1 protein-coding gene and 2 pseudogenes are annotated in these 1,715 nt (G+C 48.2%); 2 read left to right on the top strand and 1 reads right to left on the bottom strand.

Annotated features, from left to right (window positions below; all coding sequences use genetic code 11):
* Positions 1–236, top strand: a pseudogene (locus tag ACNPNW_RS06390) (heavy metal translocating P-type ATPase); the annotation flags it as partial.
* Positions 233–1,516, top strand: a complete 1,284-nt coding sequence (locus tag ACNPNW_RS06385) for an MgtC/SapB family protein (RefSeq protein ID WP_074947798.1) — start codon at positions 233–235, stop codon at positions 1,514–1,516. The pseudogene ACNPNW_RS06390 and the gene ACNPNW_RS06385, both read left to right, overlap by 4 nt.
* A 38-nt stretch (positions 1,517–1,554) precedes the next feature.
* Here ACNPNW_RS06385 and ACNPNW_RS06380 read toward each other — a convergent pair.
* A pseudogene (locus ACNPNW_RS06380) lies at positions 1,555–1,715 on the bottom strand (heavy metal sensor histidine kinase); the annotation flags it as partial.

Below are 1,715 nucleotides of genomic sequence, written 5' to 3'. Positions count from 1 at the left end.
GAGATTTACGCGGTATCGCGGTTGCCCGTTCACTTTCGGAAGCTACTGTTGGCAACATGAAACAGAACCTCATGTTTGCTTTCCTTTACAATGCCTTGGGTATCCCAATAGCAGCTGGCGTACTCTACCCATTTACCGGTTGGTTGTTGTCACCCATGATTGCGGCCTTGGCCATGAGTTTTAGCTCCGCTTCAGTGATCACGAATGCCCTTCGCCTGCGACATAAAAAGCTATGATAGAGAGTCTTTTTCTTCCACCAGATGTATCAGGCCTGATTGCAGCACTTGCCATCGGCCTGCTCATTGGTTTAGAACGAGGATGGAATGATCGCGAACTGCCAGAAGGCAGCCGAGTAGCAGGCCTACGTACCTTCACATTGACAGGATTACTCGGAGGAGTGCTGGGTCATCTACAGCCAAACTTTGGGCCTTGGCCACTAGTCGCAGCCGTATTAGGGCTTTCCCTTTTACTTACGGTATCCTACGCGCGTACCGCAAAAATTTCCGGTAATTTAAGCGCTACCACGACGATCGCGATGCTGTTGACATTAGTTCTAGGTGCATATGCATCCCATGGTAATGTTACTTTAGCATTAACAGCGGCTGTCATCGTGGCTGTATTTTTGGATCTCAAGCCAACCTTACATGGTTGGTTACGCTTGATCGAACATCGTGAATTAACCGCATCTCTACAGTTACTGGTACTTTCTGTCGTTATATTACCTTACTTACCCAATACGGGTATGGGACCTTTTGCTGCATTAAATCCTTACCAGTTATGGTGGGCAGTGATCCTGATTGCCGGACTCTCTCTGGCAGGTCATTTTGCCATGCGGCTCACCGGTTCAGAAAGAGGCATACTCTGGACAGGTCTATTGGGTGGTTTGGCATCTTCTACAGCTGCAACTGTCGCACTGGCACGCTATACACGCCAGCACCCCGTCATGGTCAGTGCTGCTATTTCTGGAACATTGGCTGCCTGTGGCATCATGTTTTTTCGTATGGTTGTGCTGATAGGCGTCATTGAGCCAGCATTGCTAAGCACTTTTGGTGGTGCAATGATGATTGCGGGAATCCTTCTGCTGGGTATGGCATTGTGGAGACAACGCCAAATTACCAGCGCTGAAAACAACGATCGAACAATAGAAGCAATGGCTCCTTTTGATCTTGGGACAGCATTCAGCTTCGCTGCTTTCCTGGCTGTCATGGCAGTCTTGGTCCCGGCAGCAAAACAATGGTTGGGCACCAGCGGCATCTTCGTATTATCGACTATTTCTGGGCTAGCAGACGTAGATGCTATTTTAGTCTCACTTGCCCGCCTGCATAGTACTGAAGGCTTAACAACAAATGTGGCTGCTGTCGCGCTAGGGCTGGCCACACTGAGCAACATGTTAAGCAAAGCGACAATTGCATGGATGACAGGGGGGGCACAGTTTGGCCGAGCTATCATAATTGGCTACACAATTGCCATGATAGGTGCTGGCGTAGCTCTGGCTCTCAGTTTGAGCTTTATGTAAGGTCAACTCGGGTAAATGGAAGATGTTCAAAAAATGAGTTAAAATGATTCCCCTTGCATGGATTCACTTTGAAAAACAATGGTAAAAATGATTCGACCATTGAGGGATTCAGCCTGGATGGTCGCCCCAAGCATATCAAGAATAGATTTTGTTATGGCAAGCCCTAAGCCGGTTCCTTCTTCTGTTCTTTGCCTAGACG

The sequence above is a fragment of the Acinetobacter endophylla genome, assembly GCF_053543775.1.
This window is presented reverse-complemented; position numbering and strand designations above follow the sequence as displayed.

Coding starts and splice junctions, on each gene's coding strand:
- ACNPNW_RS06385 (WP_074947798.1), top strand. CDS start 233: ATGATAGAGAGTCTTTTTCTTCCACCAGATGTATCAGGCCTGATTGCA.